The sequence below is a fragment of the Streptomyces sp. NBC_01445 genome, assembly GCF_035918235.1.
Classification (GTDB): domain Bacteria; phylum Actinomycetota; class Actinomycetes; order Streptomycetales; family Streptomycetaceae; genus Streptomyces.
Genome location: NZ_CP109485.1, coordinates 3627715 through 3647167, shown reverse-complemented (window position 1 = coordinate 3647167; position 19453 = coordinate 3627715). Strand labels below are relative to the sequence as shown.

Below are 19453 nucleotides of genomic sequence, written 5' to 3'. Positions count from 1 at the left end.
TGATGATGATCCTCGGCATAGTCGTCTTCGCGATCGGACTGCTCGTCTCGATCGCCTGGCACGAGCTGGGGCATCTCTCGACCGCGAAGCTCTTCAAGATCCGCGTGCCGCAGTACATGGTCGGCTTCGGCCCGACCGTCTGGTCGCGCAAGAAGGGCGACACGGAGTACGGCGTCAAGGCGATCCCGCTGGGCGGCTACATCCGCATGATCGGCATGTTCCCGCCCGGCCCGGACGGGAAGATCCAGTCCCGCTCCACCTCCCCGTTCCGCAGCATGGTCGAGGACGCCCGGGCGGCGGCCTTCGAGGAGCTCCAGCCCGGCGACGAGACGCGCCTCTTCTACACGCGCAAGCCGTGGAAGAGGGTCATCGTGATGTTCGCGGGGCCCTTCATGAACCTGATCCTCGCGGTCGGCCTGTTCTTCACCGTCCTGATGGGCTTCGGCATCACGCAGCAGACCACCACGGTCAGCTCGGTCCAGCAGTGCGTGGTCAAGCAGAGTGAGAACCGCGACACGTGCAAGAAGTCCGACCCCGCCTCCCCGGCCGCCGCGGCCGGACTGCGGGCCAAGGACAAGATCGTCTCGTTCGACGGCGTGAAGACCGACAAGTGGAACACCCTCTCCGACGAGATCCGCGCCAACCCCGGCAGGACGGTCGACATCGTCGTCCAGCGCGAGGGCCAGGAGAAGGTCCTGCATGCCAAGATCGCCACCAACCAGGTGGCGAAGAAGGACGGCAGCGGCCAGATCGTCCAGGGCGAGTACATCAACGCCGGATTCCTCGGCTTCAGCGCCTCGACCGGTGTCGTGCGCCAGGACTTCGGCGACTCCGTGACCTGGATGGGAGACCGGGTCGGCGACGCCGTGAACTCGCTCGCCGCCCTGCCCGGCAAGATCCCGGCCCTGTGGGACGCCGCCTTCGGGGACGGCCCGCGTGAGCCGGACTCGCCGATGGGTGTGGTCGGCGCGGCCCGCGTCGGCGGGGAGATCTTCAACCTGGACATCCCGGCGACCCAGCAGCTCGGTATGGCCCTGATGCTCGTCGCGGGGTTCAACCTGTCGCTGTTCCTCTTCAACATGCTGCCGCTGCTGCCCCTGGACGGCGGGCACATCGCCGGCGCCCTGTGGGAGTCGCTGCGACGGAATGTGGCGAAGGTCTTCAAGCGGCCCGATCCCGGCCCGTTCGATGTGGCGAAGCTGATGCCGGTCGCTTACGTCGTGGCCGGAATCTTCGTCTGCTTCACCGTCCTCGTCCTGATCGCGGACGTCGTCAACCCGGTCAAAATCTCGTAGTTACCCATAGTTCATGGCGGCCAGGCATGCTCTGTGCCTGGCCGCCTACCTTTGGGTGGACTTCCGGACGTGATGTGCTCGGCGCCGGGCCGGTGCCGTAATCTCGAAGCCTGGAGCCCGCTCACCACGGGACCCCGATCCGTGTCTTCTTCTCGGGTCTCGATTCCACACCTTGGGGTTGCACAGCAGATGACTGCGATTTCTCTCGGCATGCCGTCCGTTCCGACCAAGCTCGCCGAGCGCCGCAGGAGCCGGCAGATCCAGGTCGGCACCGTGGCGGTCGGCGGAGACGCACCGGTGTCGGTGCAGTCCATGACGACGACCCGTACGTCCGACATCGGCGCCACGCTGCAGCAGATCGCCGAGCTCACCGCGTCCGGCTGCCAGATCGTGCGGGTGGCGTGCCCCACGCAGGACGACGCCGACGCGCTCGCGACGATCGCGAGGAAGTCGCAGATCCCCGTCATCGCGGACATCCACTTCCAGCCGAAGTACGTCTTCGCCGCCATCGAGGCGGGCTGCGCCGCGGTCCGGGTGAACCCGGGCAACATCAAGCAGTTCGACGACAAGGTCAAGGAGATCGCGCAGGCGGCCAAGGACCACGGCACCCCGATCCGCATCGGCGTGAACGCGGGCTCGCTCGACGCCCGGCTCCTGAAGAAGTACGGCAAGGCCACCCCCGAGGCGCTCGTCGAGTCCGCACTGTGGGAGGCGTCCCTCTTCGAGGAGCACGGCTTCCGCGACATCAAGATCTCGGTCAAGCACAACGACCCGGTCGTGATGGTGAACGCCTACCGCCAGCTCGCCGCCCAGTGCGACTACCCGCTGCACCTCGGCGTCACCGAGGCGGGCCCGGCCTTCCAGGGCACCATCAAGTCCGCCGTCGCGTTCGGCGCGCTGCTCTCCGAGGGCATCGGCGACACCATCCGCGTCTCCCTCTCGGCCCCGCCGGTCGAGGAGATCAAGGTGGGCAACCAGATCCTGGAGTCGCTCAACCTCAAGCCGCGCCGCCTGGAGATCGTCTCCTGCCCGTCCTGCGGCCGCGCCCAGGTCGACGTCTACAAGCTCGCCGAAGAGGTCACCGCGGGCCTCGACGGCATGGAGGTCCCGCTGCGCGTCGCCGTCATGGGCTGCGTGGTGAACGGACCGGGCGAGGCCCGCGAGGCCGACCTCGGCGTCGCCTCCGGCAACGGCAAGGGCCAGATCTTCGTGAAGGGCGAGGTCATCAAGACCGTCCCCGAGTCGAAGATCGTCGAGACTCTGATCGAAGAGGCGCTGAAGATCGCCGAGCAGATGGAACAGGACGGCGTCGCCTCCGGCGAGCCCACGGTTGCTGTCGCCGGCTGACCCATGTCATGACGTTGAGGCCCGTCGCCCCTTCGGGGACGACGGGCCTCGTCGTTGTGCGGGTGCGGCGCCGTCGTGGCCGGTCGCGCTCCGCGGCGGAGCCGCTGACAGACACGGCCCCGCGCCCCTTCGGCACACGGCTGTGCCGCTGCCTCATCGATGAGATGCCCTGGCGAAGCCAGGCATCTCAGGGGCGCGGGGAACTGCGCGAGGACGGACCACGGCCCGCACCCGCACGACAACGGCGACCCGGCAGACGAGAAGGCGCAGGGCCGCCGCAGGCAGGCCCCCCAAACAGCCGCTGCCGCAGAGGCAGAGGCGCCGCACAATTCCGGCAGGTAAGGTGCGGAGATCAGCAGACCGTTTGGTGAGGCCCCCGCACGTGTTGACTCAGACCACCACCCGGGTCCTCGAACCGAGTGACCTCGACGCCGCGCTCGCCGTGCTCGACCGCGAGCCGGTTGCCAATGCCTTCGTCGCGTCCCGCGTCCAGGTCGCGGGCCTCGACCCGTGGCGTCTGGGCGGCGAGATGTGGGGCTGGTACGAGGACGGGATGCTCGAATCCCTCTGCTACGCGGGCGCGAACCTGGTCCCGATCTGCGCCACCCCGAGGGCCGTGCGGGGGTTCGCCGACCGGGCCCGCCGGGCCGGGCGCCGCTGCTCCTCCATCGTCGGCCCCGCCGAGCCCACCGCCCAGCTGTGGCGGCTGCTCGAACCGAACTGGGGCCCGGCCAGGGACGTACGCGCCCAGCAGCCCCTCATGGTCGCGGACCGGCTCCCCGACGACATCGCCCCGGATCCGTACGTCCGCCGCGTCCGCAAGGACGAGATGGAGACGATCATGCCGGCGTGCGTGGCGATGTTCACGGAGGAGGTCGGTGTCTCGCCGCTGGCCGGCGACGGGGGCCTGCTGTACCAGGCGCGGGTGGCCGAGCTGGTCGGAAGCGGGCGTTCGTTCGCCCGGCTCGACGAGCAGGGCAAGGTGATCTTCAAGGCCGAGATCGGCGCCGCGACGACGCGGGCCTGCCAGATCCAGGGCGTGTGGATCGCCCCCGAACACCGCGGCCGCGGCCTCGCCGCCCCCGGCATGGCGGCGGTCCTGCGCTATGCGCTCGCGGATTTCGCGCCGCTGGTCAGCCTGTACGTGAACGACTTCAACACCCCGGCGCGGGCCGCGTACCGCCGGGTCGGATTCGAGGAAGTCGGCGCCTTCATGAGCGTCCTGTTCTGAGGCGCTCGCGCGCTCCCCGTGGCACGTGTCTCACATATTTGGCGGCGTTTGACATTAGCGCCCCTTATGGAAGATAAAGAAGCTCCTTTGGTTCAAGCTTCACCCAGTGTGACCAGCTTCCGTGCGCACCGGTGTGGACGCTGATGAGTTTCTACGCGAATGAGTGCCGCCATGCCCGACCGTGCCAGTGACCCCTCTCAGGCCTGGGAGGAGTGGCGCGCCGAGCGGCACCGCTCCGTCACCGGCCCCACCGGGAACCTTGCTCTCGTCGAGACCCGCTGGCTGCCCGCGGGCGAGCGCCCCGACCTCACGGCGGCCCGCGCCGGACAGCGCGACGGTGTGACCGTCACGACCGTCGAGCGCACCGACCTGGCGACCGGCGAGCCCGAGTACGCGCTGCGCTTCTGGGACGCCGAGTCCCCCGCGATCCGGGACTTCGAGCGCACCGACGCCTTCCCGTTCGACCCGGCCTGGGTCCTGGACGCCACGTACACCCCCGTCGAGGACGCCCGCCGCGTCGCCTTCGAGCACATCCGGGACAACGGCGGCACCCGTGATCTCGCCGTCCCCGGCGACATCGCGCTCACCGTCGACGGCACCGACTACACGCTCAGCGCCTTCGACGACGACGGCACGCTGCTGCTCGTCTTCGGCGACCCGACCAACGGGACGGCCACCTACGGCGCGGGCCGGTTCCTCTTCGTCGAGCACACGGGAGAGGGGCGGGTGCGGCTCGACTTCAACCGCGCGTTCGTCCCGCCGTGCGGCTTCTCCGATCAGTACAACTGTCCGATGCCGCCGCGGCAGAACCGCTTCCATCTCCCCGTGGAAGCGGGCGAGAAGCTCCCCGTCTTCCGCGACGGCTTCGCCGACCAGCACTGATCTCTCGCGCGCCCCCTCCCGCGCCCGCACGAAGGCAGCCCCATGAACCTCCCCAAGAAGCCCCTGTCCGCCGGTGTGCTCACCGTCGCCCTCGCCGTGACCCTCGCCGCGTGCGGTGGCTCCGGCGACAACAGCAGCAGCGGCAGTGGCGCGTACGACAAGAACGCCACGGTCAACATCGGCTCCCTGTACGAGCCGCAGAACCTGGACAACACCGGGGGCGGCGGCCAGGGCGTCACCGAGGCGCTCAACGGCAATGTCTACGAGGGCCTGTTCAAGCTCACCGACGACGGCAAGGTCGAGAACCTCCTCGCCAAGGACTACAAGGTCTCCGGCGACGGGCTCACCTACACCTTCACCCTGCGCGACGGCGTGAAGTTCCACAGTGGCAAGGCGCTGACCAGCAAGGACGTCAAGTACAGCCTGGAGAAGGTGATCGCGCCGGACTCGCAGTCCGCGCGCAAGAGCAATCTCGAGGTCATCAAGTCGGTCGACACCCCCGACGCGAAGAGCGTGAAGGTCACGCTGAAGCAGAAGTCGATCTCCTTCGTCTACAACCTGTCCTACGTCTGGATCATCAACGACCAGGCGAAGAACCTGAAGACGACCGAGGACGGCACGGGCCCGTACAAGCTGGGGAAGTGGACGCGCGGCTCGGCGCTCAGCCTCGACCGGTTCCCCGGCTACTGGGGCACCGCCGCCACGAACAAGCAGGTCGTCCTCCACTACTACAAGGACGCGACCGCGCTGAACAACGCGCTCATGACGAACGCCGTCGACGTCGTCACCAGCGAGCAGTCGCCCGACGCCCTCGACCAGTTCAAGTCCAACCAGAGCTACAAGGTCAACGACGGCAACTCGACGACCAAGCTCCTCCTCGCCTTCAACGACAAGGCCAAGCCCTTCACTGACGTCAGGGTCCGCAAGGCCGTCTCGTCCGCGATCGACGACAAGAAGCTCCTCGAGTCCGTCTGGGGCGGCTACGGCAAGGAGATCGGGTCGATGGTGCCGCCCACCGACCCCTGGTACGAGGACCTGACCAAGGTCAACGCGTACGACCCGACCGAGGCCAGGAAGTTGCTGAAGGAAGCCGGTTACGCGAAGGGCTTCAGCTTCACGCTGGACACCCCGAACTACGACCCGCACCCGACGGCCGCCACCTTCATCAAGTCGCAGCTCGCCAAGGTCGGCATCACCGTCAAGATCAACACGATCACGCCCGACGAGTGGTACACGAAGGTCTACAAGAACCACGACTTCTCGGCCACGCTCCAGGAGCACGTGAACGACCGCGACCTCGTCTGGTACGGCAACCCCGACTTCTACTGGGGCTACGACAACAAGCAGGTCACCAAGTGGGTCGAGGACGCCGAGAAGGCATCGTCGACGGGTGCGCAGACCGACCTCCTCAAGAAGGTCAACCGCAAGACCGCCGAGGACGCCGCCAGCGACTGGCTGTACCTGTACCCGCAGATCGTCGTGGCGAGCAGCAAGCTGTCCGGCTACCCGGTCAACGGCCTGAACTCGCAGTTCTTCGCGTACGACATAAAGAAGGGCTGATGACCGGCTATCTCCTGCGCCGCCTCGCCTTCCTGGTCGTCTCCCTCGTCCTCGCGAGCGTCGTGCTGTTCGTACTTCTGAGGATGCTGCCCGGCGACCCGGCGAACGCGCTCACCTCCGTGGGCGCCTCGCCGGAGCAGATCGCGGCGGCGCGGCACTCCATAGGCTCCGACAAGCCGCTGCCCGAGCAGTTCACCCACTGGGCAGGGCAGCTCGCGACCGGCGACCTCGGCACGTCCTTCGTCAGCTCGCTGCCCGTCGGACCCGAGGTCACCCAGCGCCTGAGCGTCACCGTGCCGCTGACCCTGTCCGCGTTCGTGCTCGCCGTACTGATCGCGGTCCCGGCCGGCTTCGTCGCCGCGTACAAGCGCCGGACCTGGTACGGCGCCCTGCTCAGCGGAGTGTCCCAACTGGGCATCGCCGTCCCGGTGTTCTGGCTCGGGATGATCCTCATCGCCGTGTTCGCGCTGAACGCGGGCTGGCTGCCGTCCGGCGGCTTCCCGCAGGACGGCTGGTCCGACCCCGCACAGGCGATCCGCTCCCTCGTACTGCCCGTCGTCACCATCGCCCTGGTCATGTCGGCGTCCCTGATCCGCTACGTCAGATCGGCGACGCTCGACGTCCTCGACAGCGACTACCTGCGCACCTCGCGCGCCCTCGGCTCCTCCTTCGGACAGGCCATGTGGCGGCACGGACTGCGCAACGCCTCCGTGCCGGTCATCTCGATCCTCGGCATCGAACTCGCGTCGACCCTGCTCGGCGCCGTCGTCGTCGAGTCCGTGTACGCGCTGCCGGGGCTCGGCTCCCTGCTCGCCACCGGCATCGCCCAGCACGACTACCCCGTCATCCAGGGCGTCCTGTTCGTCTCCACCCTCGCGGTGCTGCTCATCGGCTTCGCCGCCGACCTCGTGCAGCGGATCGTCGACCCACGGCTGCGCCACCGGCTCTCGGGAGGCGCCCGATGAAGCGTTCCGCGACCCTGTGGACGGGGGGCGTCCTCGCCGGACTCATCGCCCTCGTCGCGCTCGTCTCCCTGTTCTGGCTGCCGTACGACCCCTCGGACACCTCCGGCGGACGGCTCGCCGGACCCGGCGACGGACACCTGATAGGCACCGACAAACTCGGCCGCGACCTGCTGACGCAGCTCATGGCCGGATCCAGGATCGCGATCGCGGCCGGGCTCGGCTCCGTCGTGATCGCCGCCGTCGTCGGCATCACGCTCGGCCTCATGGCCGCGTTCGCGCAGGGCTGGTTCGACGACACCGTCTCGGCCCTGCTCGACATCCTCATCGCGTTCCCCACGCTGCTGCTCGCCATGCTGATCGTCTCCGCCCGCTCGGCGACCCTCACCTCGGCCGTCCTCGCGATCGGAATCGCGCAGAGCGCGATCGTGGCGCGGCTGACCCGCATCCTCGTCAAACGCGTCCTTGCACAGGACTACATCACCGCGTCCCGCACCTCCGGCACCTCCTGGCCGCGGATCGTCGGCGCGCACGTGCTGCCCAACATCTGGCCGACGCTCGTGGTCAACCTGGCGCTCCAGTTCGGCCTCGCCGTCCTCGCCGAGGCGAGCCTGTCCTACCTCGGCCTCGGCGCCCCGCCGCCCAACGCCTCGTGGGGACGCATGCTCCAGGAGGCCCAGGCGACGTTCACGACCGCGCCGGCGGGGGCGCTCGCGCCCGGCATCCTCCTCGTCCTGCTCGTCATCGGCGTCAACCTCGTCGCCGACGGCCTGCGCGACACCTTCGACCCGGCCCGGCGCAGGAGGACGGCGGCATGAGCCTGCTCGACGTACGCGACCTCACCATCCGCACGAGCGACGGCCGCGAGCTCGTCTCCGGCCTCGGCTTCTCCGTCGACCGGGGCGAACGGCTCGGCCTCATCGGCGAGTCCGGGTCCGGCAAGTCACTCACCACCCTCGCCGTGCTCGGCCTGCTCCCCGACGGGATGACCGCCACGGGCAGCGTCGAACTCGACGGCACCCAGATCGTCGGGGCGAGCGAGAAGCGGCTCGTGGACGTCCGCGGCAGCTCCGCCGCGATCGTCTTCCAGGAGCCGCTGACCGCGCTCGACCCGCTGATGCGCGTGGGCGGACAGCTCGCCGAACCGCTGCGCCGCCGCCGCGGCCTCAAGGGCGACGCGCTCCGCAAGGCCGTCGCCGAAGCCCTCGAACAGGTCAGGCTGCCCGAACCCGGGCGCATCGCCCGCGCGTTCCCGCACGAGATCTCCGGCGGCCAGCGCCAGCGCGTGGCCCTCGCCATGGCGCTCGCCTGCGAGCCCGACCTGCTCATCGCCGACGAGCCGACCACCGCGCTCGACGTCACCGTGCAGTCCGAGATGCTCGTACTCCTCGACACCCTCGTCGGCGAGCGAGGGATGGCCGTCCTCTTCGTCAGCCACGACCTGGCCGTCGTCTCACGCGTCACCGACCGCGTCCTCGTGATGAAGGACGGGCGCGCCGTCGAGGACGGGACGGTACGCGACCTGGTGCGCGCGCCCCGGCAGGCGTACACGAAGGCGCTCGTCGACAGCGCGCGGAAGCTCGAATCCGCCCTGGACCTGGGAGAGCCCCGATGACCGCCGTACTCGAACTCGACTCGGTCGGACACACCTACCGGGGGGCCGCGGCGCCCGTCGTCGAGGACGTCTCCCTCACCGTCGACGCGGGCCACAGCCTCGCGCTCGTCGGCGAGTCCGGGGCCGGCAAGACGACCCTGCTCCGGCTGCTCCTCGGCCTCGCCCGCCCCAGCACCGGAACCGTCCGCTTCGACGGGGACCCGCTGCGGCTCGGCGACCGCGCGCAGATGCGGCGCTTCCGCCGCTCCGTGCAGTGCGTCTTCCAGGACCCGTACGCCTCCCTCGACCCGCGCCAGCGCGTCAGCCGCATCGTCGCGGAGCCGCTGCGCTCGCTCGGCGTGGCCACCGGCGCCGCCGCGCACGCGAAGGTCGCCGAGGCCCTCGAACAGGTCGGGCTCCCGGCGGACGCGGCGTCGCGCTACCCGCACGAGTTCTCCGGCGGGCAGCGCCAGCGCATCGCCATCGCCAGGGCCACCGTGTGCGACCCGCGCGTCCTGCTCGCCGACGAACCCGTCAGCGCGCTCGACGTCACCACCCGCGTCAAGGTCGTCGACCTGCTCGGCGAGCTGAAGCAGGAGCGGGGCCTGACCATCGTCATGGTCTCCCACGACCTGTCCGTGGTGGCCGCCCTGTGCGAGCGGACCGCCGTACTCGAACGCGGACGCGTCGTCGAGCAGGGCCAGACCCGTGACGTGCTCGGATCGCCCGAACACCCCTACACGCGGCGGCTGCTCGACAGCGTTCCCCGGTTGCCTGTTTGATCAGCTGAGCGCCGCCGGACGGCCCTGTAGTCTCCCCGTCATGACCCAGGACGACGTCGTCACCATCGGGCCTCTCGACCTCGCGGAACACGTGGACGAGGCACTGGCCGTGCAGGCGTACGCCTTCGGCCTGAGCGACGACGAGATCGCCGTGCGCCGCCAGATCGTGCTGCGGCACCTCGTCTACCCCGGAGCGCGCGCCCTCGGCGCCCACACCGAGGGCGGCCGACTCGTCGGCTTCGTCTACGGCATGCCGAACGACCGCGCCCACTGGTGGTCCACCGTGGTGGAGCCCTATCTGCGCACGCGCGCGCTGGACCGGTGGCTCGACGACTCCTTCGTGATCACCGAGCTGCACGTCCACCCCCGCTACCAGAACCGCGGGATCGGCCGGTCCCTCATCACGACCATCACGGACAGCGCCGACGAGCCCAAGTCGATCCTCTCGGCCATCGACTTCGACAGCCCGGCCCGCGGCCTGTACCACTCCCTCGGCTACGAGGACCTCGCCCGGCAGGTGCTCTTCCCCAGCGCTCCCCGGCCCTACGCGGTCATGGGTGCACCGCTTCCGCTGCGTCGCTGAAGGCAGCCGATTTCCGGGCGCGGGACGGACCCGGCTAACCTCCTGCACATCCCTATCTTTCGCAGCAGGAGTCAAAATCATGGCCCAGGTCCAGCGCATGTCCCGGTTGATGGTCAAGACACTGCGTGACGACCCGGCCGACGCCGAGACGCTCAACCACAAACTGCTCGTCCGGGCCGGGTACGTGCGCCGCACGGCCGCCGGCATCTGGTCCTGGCTGCCGCTGGGCAAGAAGGTCCTCGAGAACGTCGCCCGCGTGGTCCGTGAGGAGATGGACGACATGGGCGGCCAGGAGGTCCTGCTCCCGGCCCTGCTGCCCAAGGAGCCCTACGAGGCGACGGGCCGCTGGGAGGAGTACGGCCCCGAGCTGTTCCGCCTCAAGGACCGCAAGGGCGCGGAGTACCTCCTCGGCCCGACCCACGAGGAGATCTTCACGCAGCTGGTCAAGGACCAGTGCTCGTCCTACAAGGACCTGCCCGTGATCCTCTACCAGATCCAGGCGAAGTACCGCGACGAGGCCCGCCCGCGCGCCGGCATCCTGCGCGGCCGCGAGTTCCTCATGAAGGACTCGTACTCCTTCGACACCACCGACGAGGGCCTGGCCGAGTCGTACGCCCTGCACCGCGAGGCGTACATCAAGATCTTCGAGCGCCTCGGCCTGGACCACCGCATCGTCTCCGCCGTGTCCGGCGCGATGGGCGGTTCGGCCTCCGAGGAGTTCCTCGCCCCGGCCCCGGCCGGCGAGGACACCTTCGTCGACTGCCCGGCCTGCGACTACGCCGCCAACACCGAGGCCGTCACCTTCGCCGCCCCGGCCCCCGCGAGCGCCGAGCACCCGGCCGTCGAGGAGCTCGACACCCCCGACACCCCGACCATCGAGACCCTCGCCGCCCACCTCGGCGTCCAGGCCTCGGCCACCCTGAAGAACCTCCTGGTCAAGGTCGACGGCGAGATCGTCGCCGTGGGCGTGCCCGGCGACCGCGAGGTGGACCTCGGCAAGCTCGGAGAGCACCTCTCCCCGGCCGTCGTCGAGCTCGTCACGGCCGAGGACTTCGAGGGCCGCGACGACCTCGTACGCGGTTACGTCGGCCCGCAGGGCCTGGAGAAGGTCCGCTACATCGCCGACCCGCGCATCGCCGCCGGCACGGCCTGGATCACCGGCGCCAACAAGCCGGGCAAGCACGCGAAGAACGTCGTCGCGGGCCGCGACTTCGAGGTCGACGACTACCTCGACGTCGTCGTGGTGGAGGCGGGCGACCCCTGCCCCAAGTGCGGCACCGGCCTGCGCCTCGACCGCGCCATCGAGATCGGCCACATCTTCCAGCTCGGCCGCAAGTACGCCGACGCCTTCCAGCTCGACGTCCTCGGCAACCAGGGCAAGCCGGTCCGCGTGACCATGGGCTCGTACGGCATCGGCGTCTCCCGCGCCGTGGCCGCCCTCGCCGAGCAGACCGCGGACGACAAGGGCCTGTGCTGGCCCAAGGAGATCGCGCCGGCCGACGTCCACGTGGTCGCCGCCGGCAAGGCCCTCCAGACGGAGCTGGCGCTCGACGTCTCCCAGAAGCTGGGCGCCGCCGGCGTCCGCGTCCTGGTCGACGACCGCGCCGGTGTCTCGCCGGGCGTGAAGTTCACCGACGCCGAGCTCATCGGCGTCCCGCAGATCCTCGTCGCCGGCCGCCGCTCGGCCGAGGGCATCGTGGAACTGAAGGACCGCAAGACGGGCGAGCGCGAGGAAGTAACGGTCGAGGAGGCCATCGCCCGCCTCACGGCCTGATCCGCAAGCACTGAGGGCCGGGACGTTCTGTCCCGGCCCTCAGTCGTCCCCCGAAGGGGCGCGGGGAACTGTGCGACCAGCTACCGACGGCCCGCACGCGACCACCGTCAGAGCCAGCCCGCGAACTCCAGCAACAACTCCGCATCCCGCCCGCGCCCCACGCGCAGTGCCCGTACACCGGACTCCACCGCCCGGAACAGCGTCCACCCGCGCAGCCGCTCCTGGTCCACATCGAGGGACTCCGCGAGCCGCTTCACGCGCCGCCGCGTCGTCGCCGCACCGGACGGCGACGCGATGAGGTCCTCCACCCGGTCCCTGACGAGCCGCGCGAGGTCGAAGGCGCACTCGCCGACCACCGGGTCGGGACCGACCGCGAGCCACGGCGTCCGCTCCCCGGCCAGCACCTTGCTCTGCCGGAACGTCCCGTGCAGCAGCCGTAGTTCAGGCGGCGCCTCGAGCAGTTCGTCCCGCGCCGTGAGTGCCGCGTCCACCAGGGGCACGACATCCGGCTCCGCGGCGGCGGTGGCGCGCATCGCCTCGGCCTGACGGCCCGTCCGGTCGGCGACCGTCTCGCAGGAACGCCACGACGGCGGTTCCACCCACAGCCTGCGCAGCGTGCCGGCCGCCTCGAGGAGCGCCTTCGCCTCGGGCAGCGAGCGCACCGACACCTCGGGGTGCAGCCTTTCCAGGAGCAGGTCACCGCCGTCGCCGAGGAGTTGCACCGCCCCGAGCCCGTTCCAGTGCGTGAGAGCCGCGTGCTCGGCCTCCGGGCGGAAGCGCTCCGGCGCCAGTTTGAGGACGGCGGGCGTTCCGTCGGCCCGCCGCACCAGGACGACGAGACTGCTGCGCCCACCCGGCACATGCACCCGCTCGACCGTCAGCTCGAGCCGTTCCACGGCCTCCTGAAGAATCTCCGGCACCCTCGCCAGCCACGCGGACGCCCCGTCGTCCCGCACCTCGCCGAGCGCGTTGACCAGCCGCTTCGGCGGTTCGAAAGACATGTGCGAGTAACTCCCTTCCCCGTGACCGTCCCCGTGACGGCGGACGGTACGTGTGACCGTGGCGGCTACGCCTGCGGTGTCGCGGACGCCTGGGGCGCCGCGGCCCGCTCGGCGAGACCAGGGAAGGCTACGCTGCCGCCCCGCCACCGCACCGCGCGCACCGCCGCCTCCCGCAGCGCGTCCGCCGCGCCCCTGCGCCGCGTGCCCTCGGAGGCCCGCACCAGGTCCGAGTAGACGCCGGCGACGCGGTCCTCGATGTCCGCCGCGAGCCGCGCCGCCGCCGCCGAGTCCGGCACGGGGAAGGGCAGCGCGTAGGCGCCTGCCGAGGGCTCGGGCTCGCCGCCCAGGTCGCGGACCGTGCGCCGCAGGTCGTCACGGCGCGCCCGGTGGGAGTCGTACGCGGTGCGCGCCTCGGGCCTGCGGCTCTCGCTGATCCGGCCGCCGACGACGCCGTACCCGTAAACAGCCGCGTGCTCGGCGGCCAGTGCCGCCTGGACCGCGGAGAGAAGCTGCTTGTCGCCCTTGTCGGCCATGTCAGTCCTTCGTCAGCAGATACGCGTGTCCGGCGCCCGCGGCGGCCACCGAGGCGAGCAGGCGCGCCAGTTCGGCGGGGGCGTCGACCAGGGCGGCCGCACGGCGGTCGGCGAGTTCCCGCTCGGCCGTCGCCAGCGCCCGCACGGTGTCCTTCTCGGAGGCCGCAGAGGCGGACGGCGACGGCGACGGGGAGGCCGAGGCCGGTGCGGCCGGGCGCGCCGCCGCACCGAAGCTCTTCGCGTGCCGGGCCACCTCGTCGCGCAACGGGCCGAGCCGTGCGGCCAGGGCCGGATGGGCCGCGAGCGCGGCCTCGTAACGGTCGATCAGGTCGCCGCTGTCGCGGGCCGCGCGCGCCTTGATCCGCTGCGCGGCGGACACGCTGCGCGCGCCCCTGGCACTGTCCGAAGCGGGGTCCTCGCCGTCGGAACAGCCCGTCAGGAGCGCGGCCCCGCCCACCGAGGCCAGCAGGCTCCTTCTACGCGGCCCCGCGGGGGCCCCATTGGTCAACGGCACGGCAGACGTCCTCGGCAGGAAGGATGGCAGGAAGGATTCAGCAGGAGCGGCGGGCGGCAGGCCCGGTGATCACCGTACCTTCGGCCCACGTCGGGTGGACGGCAACACCCCCCTGGACCGGATACCCTTTGACCTGACACACGACGAGACCACAACAGCACACGCGGCCGAGGAGTCACCCGGATGAGCACCACCCAGAGCGAGAGGCTGCGGTCACTACTGGAACCGCTCGTGAGCTCTCAGGGCCTCGATCTCGAAGAGATCGAAGTGGCATCGGTCGGACGTAAGCGAGTGCTGCGAGTCGTCGTCGACTCCGATTCCGGAGCCGATCTGGACCAGGTCGCCGATGTGAGCCGCGCGCTCTCGGCGAAGCTCGACGAGACGGACGCCATGGGCGAGGGCGAGTACGACCTCGAGGTGGGCACCCCCGGCGCCGAGCGGTCGCTGACCGAACACCGGCACTACGTGCGCGCGGTCGACCGCCTGGTGAAGTTCCAGCTGGCCGACGGCGCCGACACCGAGCTCGTCGCGCGGATCCTGAAGGTCGACGACGAGGGCCTGGATCTCGAGGTGCCCGGCGTGAAGGGGCGCAAGCCCACCGCCCGCAGGCTCACCTTCGACGACATCGCCAAGGCGCGCGTCCAGGTCGAGTTCAACCGTAAGAACAAGAACGAAGAGAATGCAGAGGAGGCGTAGCCGTGGACATCGACATGAGTGCCCTGCGGGGTCTGGTGCGAGAGAAGGAGATCTCCTTCTCCCTGCTGGTCGAAGCGATCGAGTCGGCCCTCCTCATCGCCTACCACCGCACCGAGGGAAGCCGTCGCCACGCGCGCGTGCGCCTCGACCGTGAGAGCGGACATGTGACGGTGTGGGCGAAGGAGGACCCGGCGGACCTCGAAGAGGGCCAGGAGGCCCGGGAGTTCGACGACACCCCGTCCGACTTCGGCCGCATCGCCGCGACGACCGCGAAGCAGGTCATCCTGCAGCGGCTGCGCGACGCCGAGGACGACGCGACGCTCGGCGAGTACGCCGGCCGCGAGGGCGACATCGTGACGGGCGTGGTCCAGCAGGGCCGCGACCCGAAGAACGTGCTCGTCGACATCGGCAAGCTCGAGGCCATCCTGCCGGTGCAGGAGCAGGTCCCGGGCGAGGACTACCAGCACGGCCTGCGCCTTCGCTCGTACGTGGTGCGCGTCGCGAAGGGTGTGCGCGGTCCTTCCGTGACCCTGTCGCGCACGCACCCGAACCTGGTGAAGAAGCTGTTCGCACTCGAGGTCCCCGAGATCGCGGACGGCTCCGTCGAGATCTGCGCCATCGCGCGCGAGGCCGGGCACCGCACGAAGATCGCGGTCCGCTCGACCCGCTCCGGCCTGAACGCCAAGGGCGCCTGCATCGGCCCGATGGGCGGCCGTGTGCGCAATGTCATGGCCGAGCTCAACGGCGAGAAGATCGACATCGTCGACTGGTCCGACGACCCTGCGGACATGGTGGCCAACGCCCTGTCCCCGGCGCGCGTGTCCAAGGTCGAGGTCGTGGACATGGCCGCCCGCTCCGCGCGGGTGATCGTGCCGGACTACCAGCTGTCGCTCGCCATCGGCAAGGAGGGCCAGAACGCCCGCCTCGCCGCACGGCTCACCGGCTGGCGGATCGACATCCGTCCGGACACCGAGCAGCAGCCGGCGGAGTAGCCACCACAAAGATCACGACAACAACCGTTCGATTTTTGCCCCAAAGGGGTGAGGTCGGTACGGGGAGGTAGACTTAAGCGTGTCTGGCCGGACGCATGCCCGTGCATGCCCAGAGCGCACGTGTGTGGGGTGCCGGGAGCGAACGGCCAAGAGCGATCTGCTGCGCATCGTGGTGATCGAGGGTGAATGTGTCCCCGATCATCGCGGTACGCTGCCCGGCCGGGGTGCGTATGTGCATCCCGCCCTGGTCTGTCTCGACCTGGCGGTCCGCCGCCGGGCGTTCCAGCGGGCGTTCAAAGCCCCTGGACCGTTCGATACGGAGGCCCTGCGCCACCGCGTCGAGCAGGTAACACCGTAGAACGTGCCGTACGGGACCCCGTGCGGTCCTGGTACCCCCGCGAGTTGGAAGTAGGTCGAGATTGCGATGAGCACTCGATGAGCACGCGATGAGTACGCCCATGAAGTAGCGACGGTCCGGCGTAACCCGGACCTAAAAGGAGCGAAGTGGCTAAGGTCCGGGTATACGAACTCGCCAAGGAGTTCGGGGTGGAGAGCAAGGTCGTCATGGCCAAGCTCCAAGAACTCGGTGAATTTGTCCGTTCGGCGTCCTCGACGATCGAGGCGCCTGTAGTACGCAAGCTGACTGACGCCCTCCAGCAGGGCAGTGGCGGCGGCAAGCCCGCCGCCCGCAAGGCCGCGCCCGCGAAGCCCTCGCCGGCCCGTCCGACCCCGTCTCCGGCACAGGCCGCAAAGCCTGCTGCTCCGCGCCCGCCGGCTGCGCCTTCTCCTCGGCCGTCCGCCGCGGAGAAGCCCGCTGCCGCCGCCCCGGTGACCCCGGCCGCCGGTCAGCGTCCGACGCCCGGCCCGAAGCCGGCTCCGCGTCCCGCGGCTCCGGCCCCGGCCGCGCCCGAGTTCACGGCGCCGCCCGCGGCTCCGGCCGCTCCCGCTGCCCAGGCCCCCGCGGCCTCCCCGGCAGCCGGCCCGCGTCCGGGTGCCCGTCCCGGTGCCCCCAAGCCCGGTGGCGCCCGTCCGGCCGGTCCCGGCCAGGGTGCTCAGGGTCAGGGCCGTGGCGAGCGCGGCGACCGTGGCGACCGTCAGGGTGCTCCGCGCCCCGGCGGTCAGGGTCAGGGTCAGGGCCAGCGTCCCGGCGGTCGTCCCGCCGGCCCGCGTCCCGGTAACAACCCGTTCACCTCTGGTGGCTCCACCGGCATGGCGCGCCCCCAGGCGCCCCGTCCCGGCGGTGCCCCGCGTCCCGGCGGCGGCCAGGGTGGCCCCGGCGGCCCGCGTCCGCAGGGTGGCCCCGGTGGCGCCCCGCGTCCGCAGGGTGGTCAGGGCGGCGCCCGTCCGACTCCGGGCGGCATGCCCCGTCCGCAGGCCGGCGCTCCGCGTCCCGGTGGTGCCCCCGGTGGTAACCGTCCGAACCCGGGCATGATGCCGCAGCGTCCCGCTGCCGGCAGCCCGCGTCCCGGTGGTGGCCCCGGCGGTGGCCGTGGTCCCGGCGGCGGCGGTCGCCCGGGTGGCGGCGGCGGTCGTCCCGGTGGCGGCGGCGGCTTCGCCGGTCGTCCGGCCGGTCCCGGTGGCGGCGGTGGCGGTTTCGCCGGTCGTCCCGGTGGCGGCGGTGGCGGTTTCGCCGGTCGTCCCGGTGGCGGTGGCGGCTTCGCCGGTCGTCCCGGTGGCGGTCGTCCCGGTGGTCCCGGTGCCCGTGGTGGCACGCAGGGTGCGTTCGGCCGTCCCGGCGGGCCCGCCCGTCGTGGCCGTAAGTCGAAGCGGCAGAGGCGCCAGGAGTACGAGGCCATGCAGGCCCCGTCGGTCGGCGGCGTCATGCTGCCTCGCGGCAACGGACAGTCCGTCCGTCTGTCGCGCGGTGCCTCCCTCACCGACTTCGCGGAGAAGATCAACGCCAACCCGGCGTCGCTCGTCGCCGTGATGATGAACCTCGGCGAGATGGTCACTGCCACGCAGTCCGTCTCCGACGAGACGCTGAAGCTCCTCGCGGATGAGATGAACTACATCCTCGAGATCGTCAGCCCCGAGGAGGAGGACCGCGAGCTGCTCGAGTCCTTCGACATCGAGTTCGGCGAGGACGAGGGTGGCGAGGAGTTCCTCGTCGCGCGTCCGCCGGTCGTGACCGTCATGGGTCACGTCGACCACGGTAAGACCCGACTGCTCGACACCATCCGCAAGACGAACGTCGTCGCGGGCGAGGCCGGCGGTATCACGCAGCACATCGGTGCGTACCAGGTCTCCACCGAGGTCAACGAGGAAGAGCGTCGGATCACCTTCATCGACACCCCGGGTCACGAGGCGTTCACCGCCATGCGTGCCCGTGGTGCGAAGTCGACCGACATCGCGATCCTCGTGGTCGCGGCCAACGACGGCGTCATGCCTCAGACGATCGAGGCGCTCAACCACGCGAAGGCGGCCGGCGTGCCGATCGTCGTCGCGGTCAACAAGATCGACGTCGAGGGTGCCGACCCGACCAAGGTGCGCGGTCAGCTCACCGAGTTCGGTCTGGTGGCCGAGGAGTACGGCGGCGACACGATGTTCGTCGACATCTCCGCCAAGCAGGGTCTGAACATCGACTCCCTGCTCGAGGCCGTGGTCCTGACCGCGGACGCCTCGCTCGACCTGCGGGCCAACCCGGAGCAGGACGCGCAGGGTATTGCGATCGAGTCCCACCTCGACCGTGGTCGCGGTGCCGTCTCGACCGTCCTCGTCCAGCGCGGCACGCTGCGCATCGGTGACACGATGGTCGTCGGCGACGCGTACGGCCGTGTCCGCGCGATGCTCGACGACAACGGCAACAACGTCGAGGAAGCGGGTCCCTCGACCCCCGTCCTCGTTCTCGGTCTCACCAACGTCCCGGGTGCCGGCGACAACTTCCTGGTGGTCGACGAGGACCGTACGGCCCGTCAGATCGCCGAGAAGCGTGCCGCTCGCGAGCGCAACGCCAACTTCGCGCGGCGTGGCGTCCGGTTCTCCCTGGAGAACCTGGACGAGGCCCTCAAGGCCGGTCTGGTGCAGGAACTCAACCTCATCATCAAGGGCGACGCGTCCGGTTCGGTGGAGGCTCTCGAGTCCTCGCTGCTCCAGCTCGACGTCGGCGAAGAGGTCGACATCCGCGTCCTGCACCGCGGCGTGGGTGCCGTCACCGAGTCGGACATCGACCTGGCGACCGGCTCCGACGCGATCGTCATCGGCTTCAACGTCCGCGCTGCGGGCCGCGCGGCCCAGATGGCGGACCGCGAGGGCGTCGACGTCCGCTACTACTCGGTGATCTACCAGGCCATCGAGGAGATCGAGGCGGCCCTCAAGGGCATGCTCAAGCCGGAGTACGAAGAGGTCGAGCTCGGCACGGCGGAGATCCGCGAGATCTTCCGCTCGTCCAAGCTGGGCAACATCGCCGGTGTGCTCGTCCGGTCCGGCGAGGTCAAGCGCAACACCAAGGCGCGCCTGCTGCGCGATGGCAAGGTCATCGCGGAGAACCTCAACATCTCCGGTCTGCGTCGCTTCAAGGACGACGTCACTGAGATCCGCGAAGGCTTCGAGGGCGGTATCAACCTCGGAAACTTCAACGACATCAAGATCGACGACGTCATCGCGACGTACGAGATGCGCGAGAAGCCGCGCGCCTGATCCGCGCACGGTGAAGGTCGGGGCCGGTCGGCGGGACGAAATCCCGTCGATCGGCCCCGGCCGTTGCGTGT

The 19453-nt window shown here is 70.4% G+C and carries 18 protein-coding genes; 15 read left to right on the top strand and 3 right to left on the bottom strand.

The window, feature by feature from the left end; genetic code table 11:
• Positions 1–2 precede the first annotated feature (2 nt).
• From OG574_RS16495 to OG574_RS16445, 11 genes are all read left to right on the top strand, one after another.
• A complete protein-coding gene (locus OG574_RS16495; protein ID WP_326778510.1) occupies positions 3–1295 on the top strand; it encodes a M50 family metallopeptidase in 1293 nt (430 codons plus the stop codon).
• Between the two features lie 189 nt (positions 1296–1484).
• Positions 1485–2642 (top strand): flavodoxin-dependent (E)-4-hydroxy-3-methylbut-2-enyl-diphosphate synthase, encoded by a 1158-nt coding sequence (gene ispG / locus OG574_RS16490; RefSeq protein WP_326773875.1) that lies wholly within the window; start codon positions 1485–1487, stop codon positions 2640–2642.
• A gap of 382 nt (positions 2643–3024) precedes the next feature.
• Positions 3025–3873 (top strand): GNAT family N-acetyltransferase, encoded by an 849-nt coding sequence (locus tag OG574_RS16485; protein WP_326773874.1) that lies wholly within the window; start codon positions 3025–3027, stop codon positions 3871–3873.
• 159 nt (positions 3874–4032) lie between these two features.
• Entirely contained in the window at positions 4033–4755 is a 723-nt protein-coding gene (locus tag OG574_RS16480) for a DUF1684 domain-containing protein (RefSeq protein WP_326773873.1), read from the top strand.
• 42 nt (positions 4756–4797) lie between these two features.
• The gene (locus OG574_RS16475; RefSeq protein ID WP_326773872.1) at positions 4798–6315 is read left to right on the top strand and encodes an ABC transporter substrate-binding protein; all 1518 of its coding nucleotides are present in this window, start codon (positions 4798–4800) and stop codon (positions 6313–6315) included.
• Positions 6315–7280, top strand: a complete 966-nt coding sequence (locus OG574_RS16470) for an ABC transporter permease (RefSeq protein WP_326773871.1) — start codon at positions 6315–6317, stop codon at positions 7278–7280. The genes OG574_RS16475 and OG574_RS16470 overlap by 1 nt, the downstream gene beginning before the upstream one ends.
• Positions 7277–8095, top strand: a complete 819-nt coding sequence (locus OG574_RS16465) for an ABC transporter permease (RefSeq protein ID WP_326773870.1) — start codon at positions 7277–7279, stop codon at positions 8093–8095. Before OG574_RS16470 ends, OG574_RS16465 begins: the two co-directional genes overlap by 4 nt.
• Positions 8092–8892, top strand: a complete 801-nt coding sequence (locus tag OG574_RS16460) for an ABC transporter ATP-binding protein (protein WP_326773869.1) — start codon at positions 8092–8094, stop codon at positions 8890–8892. Before OG574_RS16465 ends, OG574_RS16460 begins: the two co-directional genes overlap by 4 nt.
• Positions 8889–9653, top strand: coding sequence for an ABC transporter ATP-binding protein (locus tag OG574_RS16455; RefSeq protein WP_326773868.1), 765 nt, complete (start codon positions 8889–8891; stop codon positions 9651–9653). The genes OG574_RS16460 and OG574_RS16455 overlap by 4 nt, the downstream gene beginning before the upstream one ends.
• Before the next feature lie 40 nt (positions 9654–9693).
• Positions 9694–10236 carry a GNAT family N-acetyltransferase gene (locus OG574_RS16450; protein ID WP_326773867.1) on the top strand — a complete coding sequence of 181 codons (543 nt, stop codon included), beginning with the start codon at positions 9694–9696 and terminating at the stop codon, positions 10234–10236.
• A gap of 79 nt (positions 10237–10315) precedes the next feature.
• Positions 10316–12010: a proline--tRNA ligase gene (locus OG574_RS16445; RefSeq protein ID WP_326773866.1), complete on the top strand. Its 1695-nt coding sequence runs from the start codon at positions 10316–10318 to the stop codon at positions 12008–12010.
• Positions 12011–12117: 107 nt separating this feature from the next.
• On the opposite strand, the gene OG574_RS16440 is transcribed toward OG574_RS16445, so the two are convergent.
• The 3 genes from OG574_RS16440 to OG574_RS16430 all read right to left on the bottom strand — a co-directional run bounded on the left by OG574_RS16440 (position 12118) and on the right by OG574_RS16430 (position 14058).
• Positions 12118–13011, bottom strand: a complete 894-nt coding sequence (locus OG574_RS16440; RefSeq protein ID WP_326773865.1) for an aminoglycoside phosphotransferase family protein — start codon at positions 13009–13011, stop codon at positions 12118–12120.
• Positions 13012–13076: 65 nt separating this feature from the next.
• Complete coding sequence (locus OG574_RS16435) at positions 13077–13544, bottom strand: ferritin-like domain-containing protein (protein ID WP_326773864.1); 468 nt, start codon at positions 13542–13544, stop codon at positions 13077–13079.
• A 1-nt stretch (position 13545) separates the two neighbouring features.
• Entirely contained in the window at positions 13546–14058 is a 513-nt protein-coding gene (locus OG574_RS16430; protein WP_326773863.1) for a hypothetical protein, read from the bottom strand.
• 183 nt (positions 14059–14241) lie between these two features.
• Between OG574_RS16430 and rimP the strand changes: the two genes are divergently transcribed.
• The 4 genes from rimP (at position 14242) to infB (ending at position 19382) form a co-directional block, all read left to right on the top strand.
• Positions 14242–14754 (top strand): ribosome maturation factor RimP, encoded by a 513-nt coding sequence (gene rimP / locus OG574_RS16425; RefSeq protein ID WP_326773862.1) that lies wholly within the window; start codon positions 14242–14244, stop codon positions 14752–14754.
• A gap of 2 nt (positions 14755–14756) precedes the next feature.
• A complete protein-coding gene (gene nusA, locus OG574_RS16420) occupies positions 14757–15746 on the top strand; it encodes a transcription termination factor NusA (protein ID WP_100595130.1) in 990 nt (329 codons plus the stop codon).
• A gap of 79 nt (positions 15747–15825) precedes the next feature.
• Positions 15826–16104: a YlxR family protein gene (locus OG574_RS16415; protein ID WP_116509242.1), complete on the top strand. Its 279-nt coding sequence runs from the start codon at positions 15826–15828 to the stop codon at positions 16102–16104.
• A 146-nt stretch (positions 16105–16250) separates the two neighbouring features.
• Complete coding sequence (gene infB, locus OG574_RS16410; protein ID WP_326773861.1) at positions 16251–19382, top strand: translation initiation factor IF-2; 3132 nt, start codon at positions 16251–16253, stop codon at positions 19380–19382.
• Positions 19383–19453: the final 71 nt, after the last annotated feature.

Bases quoted from the DNA above. Each gene is read 5' to 3' on its own strand.
- OG574_RS16465 (WP_326773870.1), top strand. From the start codon at position 7,277: ATGAAGCGTTCCGCGACCCTGTGGACGGGGGGCGTCCTCGCCGGACTC.
- rimP (WP_326773862.1), top strand. From the start codon at position 14,242: ATGAGCACCACCCAGAGCGAGAGGCTGCGGTCACTACTGGAACCGCTC.
- OG574_RS16455 (WP_326773868.1), top strand. From the start codon at position 8,889: ATGACCGCCGTACTCGAACTCGACTCGGTCGGACACACCTACCGGGGG.
- OG574_RS16475 (WP_326773872.1), top strand. From the start codon at position 4,798: ATGAACCTCCCCAAGAAGCCCCTGTCCGCCGGTGTGCTCACCGTCGCC.
- OG574_RS16440 (WP_326773865.1), bottom strand. From the start codon at position 13,011: ATGTCTTTCGAACCGCCGAAGCGGCTGGTCAACGCGCTCGGCGAGGTG.
- ispG (WP_326773875.1), top strand. From the start codon at position 1,485: ATGACTGCGATTTCTCTCGGCATGCCGTCCGTTCCGACCAAGCTCGCC.
- OG574_RS16480 (WP_326773873.1), top strand. From the start codon at position 4,033: ATGAGTGCCGCCATGCCCGACCGTGCCAGTGACCCCTCTCAGGCCTGG.
- OG574_RS16495 (WP_326778510.1), top strand. From the start codon at position 3: ATGATGATCCTCGGCATAGTCGTCTTCGCGATCGGACTGCTCGTCTCG.
- OG574_RS16445 (WP_326773866.1), top strand. From the start codon at position 10,316: ATGGCCCAGGTCCAGCGCATGTCCCGGTTGATGGTCAAGACACTGCGT.
- OG574_RS16435 (WP_326773864.1), bottom strand. From the start codon at position 13,544: ATGGCCGACAAGGGCGACAAGCAGCTTCTCTCCGCGGTCCAGGCGGCA.
- OG574_RS16450 (WP_326773867.1), top strand. From the start codon at position 9,694: ATGACCCAGGACGACGTCGTCACCATCGGGCCTCTCGACCTCGCGGAA.
- OG574_RS16470 (WP_326773871.1), top strand. From the start codon at position 6,315: ATGACCGGCTATCTCCTGCGCCGCCTCGCCTTCCTGGTCGTCTCCCTC.
- OG574_RS16460 (WP_326773869.1), top strand. From the start codon at position 8,092: ATGAGCCTGCTCGACGTACGCGACCTCACCATCCGCACGAGCGACGGC.